The sequence below is a fragment of the Algibacter sp. genome, from assembly GCF_049667265.1.
Classification (GTDB): domain Bacteria; phylum Bacteroidota; class Bacteroidia; order Flavobacteriales; family Flavobacteriaceae; genus Algibacter_B.
In genome coordinates this window covers 1-2,551 of record NZ_JBATHX010000137.1, presented here as the reverse complement: position 1 = coordinate 2,551, position 2,551 = coordinate 1, and the positions used below count along the sequence as shown (strand labels likewise).

2 protein-coding genes and 1 pseudogene are annotated in these 2,551 nt (G+C 33.4%); 1 reads left to right on the top strand and 2 read right to left on the bottom strand.

Annotated elements, in window-relative coordinates; genetic code table 11:
* Nucleotides 1-422: pseudogene (locus WBN21_RS05020) on the top strand (hypothetical protein); the annotation flags it as partial.
* Nucleotides 423-427: 5 nt separating this feature from the next.
* Here the strand turns inward: WBN21_RS05020 and WBN21_RS05015 are convergent.
* Together WBN21_RS05015 and WBN21_RS05010 are read right to left on the bottom strand one after the other, a co-directional pair.
* On the bottom strand, nt 428-1,759 hold the full coding sequence (locus tag WBN21_RS05015; protein WP_424198189.1) for a DUF58 domain-containing protein: 1,332 nt from the start codon (nt 1,757-1,759) through the stop codon (nt 428-430).
* Between the two features lie 55 nt (nt 1,760-1,814).
* A partial coding sequence (locus WBN21_RS05010) for an AAA family ATPase (RefSeq protein ID WP_424198188.1) occupies nt 1,815-2,551 on the bottom strand: 737 nt, incomplete at its 5' end.

Here is a 2,551-nt window from a genome sequence, read left to right as displayed (position 1 = left end):
TAGGTTTTGGGGTAACTACAAAATTAAATAACTCAATAACCACGAGTTTTGATTTTTCAAAATTATATTGGGATAATACAAACCAATTACAAAATAACGAGCGTTATTCCAACCAAGATATTTATGCATTTGGTGCTGAGTATTTACCAGAAGATAAAAATAAATATTGGAGTTTGGTAAAATATAGGTTTGGTTTAAATTACAATACAGGGTTTTTAAACATAAGCAATCAAAAAATAGACAGTTATTTTGCCTCAGTTGGTTTAGGATTGCCATTGTCAAACAGCGCAAAGCTTAATATTTCTTATTCCTACGGAAGAGAAGGAACATTAAATAATGGTTTAGTTGAAGAAAACTTCCATAAATTAACGATAAACTTAAACTTTATTGGAAGTTGGTTTAATAAAAGACAGTACGATTAAAAAGATTACAGCAACCCGCGAGCATTAATCTCAAGATATTTATTAATGGTGTCTATGGTTAACTGCTCTGGTGTTGTGAGGATGGAATGGATCCCGTACTTTTTTAATTCGTTCACAATCAGTCGTTTTTCAAAGGCGAATTTTTCAGCTATCACTTTGTCATAAACCTGTTCGATAGTTTCAGCTTTATTCTTAATCAAACTATTCAACTCGGTGTTTTTAAAGAAGATAACCACCAACAAATGACTTTTTGAAATTGCTTTTAAATAGGGGAGTTGACGCTCCAACCCGTCTAAAGTTTCAAAATTGGTGTACATTAAAATTAAACTTCGGTGTGTAATGTGTCTTTTGATGCTGGCATATAATCTGCTAAAATCACTTTCAAAAAAATCGGTTTTCACATTGTAAAGCGCTTCTAAAATAAGTTGCATTTGCGAACTACGCCTTTCAGCAATTACCACATTTTTTATCCGTTTTGAAAATGAAAGCATCCCTGCCTTATCATGTTTTTTTAAAACCACATTACTTATTACAAGTGTTGCATTTATGGCATAATCTAACAGGCTTAAACCATCAAAAGGCATTTTCATGATGCGGCCTTTGTCGATTATGGAATACACAGGTTGCGATTTTTCATCTTGAAATTGATTCACCATCAGCTGGTTTTTCTTCGCGGTAGCTTTCCAGTTTATGGTGCGTAAATCGTCGCCTAAAACATAATCTTTTATTTGCTCAAATTCCATGGAATGTCCAAGTCGGCGTACTTTTTTGAGTCCGTATTCTAAGGAGTTTTGGTTGATATTAAGAAGTTCGAATTTCTTGAGTTGCTTGAAACTTGGGTAGGTTGGCACCATAGCACCGTTTTCGAAAGTGAAGCGTTTGGCAACAATATTTAAAACAGATGATGCGTATATGTTTAAATTGCCGAAATAATATTCGCCACGTTCTGTTGGTCTTAAATCATATTGAATGAATCTGGTTTTACGAGAGGCGATAGATTCTTTAATCTTAAAATCGCGGACTTGAAACTGTTCTGGTATTTCATCAATAATTTCAAGATGAATAGTGAGTAGGTAATTGTTATTAATTTCTAGCTTAATTTGATTCTTATCGCCATTTGAAAACTTATCTGGCAGTATTCTTTTAGCTTCAATTTTATTTTTTCCGAGGAAAACAATAAGAAAGTCTAAAATGAAAAGCAGCACTAAAATTAAAATGGATAATTGCGCAACATTAAACAATATAGGAATGAAATAACTCAACGCAAACAAAACTACAATGCCAATGCCTGCATAGAAAAAACGCGGTTGTATGTAGAAGGGTTTGAAAATTTTCAAATTTGTTCGTTGTTAGTTTTTGATTGCTTACGGAATACTGATGACTGCCTATTTTTTACCTTGGTATTTCAACCGTTTCAATAATTTGTTTAATAATTTGTTTACTAGAAACACCTTCCATTTCACGTTCTGGCGTTACAATAACTCTGTGTTGTAAAACAGGAATTGCGGCGCGTTTAATATCTTCGGGTGTTACAAAATCGCGACCACTCATGGCAGCAAACGCTTTACTCGATTTTAAAATGGCGATGGACGCTCTTGGTGAAGCGCCTAAATACAAAAATTGATTACTTCTGGTAGCTACAATAAGTTGTGCGATGTATTTTAGTAAATGTTCTTCAACTAAAACTTGGGCCACTAAATTTTGATATTCAGCAATTTGTTTAGCTGTTAAAAACGAAACTACTTCATCGGTTTTTACTTTGTCCTTTAGTAAATGTTCTCTGGATAATATTTCTATTTCTTCATCTAAATTCGGATAATTAACGTCTATTTTAAAAAGAAATCTATCTAATTGAGCTTCCGGTAACCTGTAAGTGCCTTCTTGTTCAATTGGGTTTTGAGTGGCTAAAACCATAAAAGGAGAATCCAATAAAAACTTATTTCCGTCAATGGTTATTTGCTGCTCTTCCATAACTTCAAACAAAGCGGCTTGCGTTTTCGCAGGTGCTCTATTAATTTCATCAATAAGAATCATGTTGGAGAAAATTGGTCCTTTTTTAAATTCGAATTCAGAGTCTTTCAAATTGAAAACAGAAGTTCCTAAAATATCACTTGGCATTAAATCGGGTG